General features: G+C 43.9%; 1 pseudogene. It reads left to right on the top strand.

Annotated elements, in window-relative coordinates:
- A pseudogene (locus SB756_RS32425) lies at nt 1–255 on the top strand (F0F1 ATP synthase subunit beta); the annotation flags it as partial.

Here is a 255-nt window from a genome sequence, read left to right on the forward strand (position 1 = left end):
GCCTTCATACGAAGAGCAATCAAGTTCAGTAGAACTTTTAGAAACAGGTATCAAGGTAATCGACCTTGTATGTCCGTTTGCTAAAGGTGGTAAAGTTGGTTTATTCGGTGGTGCCGGTGTTGGTAAAACCGTAAACATGATGGAACTTATCCGTAACATCGCAATCGAGCACAGCGGCTACTCAGTATTCGCAGGTGTTGGTGAGCGTACTCGTGAGGGTAACGATTTCTACCATGAAATGAACGATTCAAACGT

Origin of the sequence: Pseudomonas sp. SIMBA_068, assembly GCF_046534705.1 — a bacterium.
Lineage (GTDB): Bacteria > Pseudomonadota > Gammaproteobacteria > Pseudomonadales > Pseudomonadaceae > Aquipseudomonas > Aquipseudomonas putida.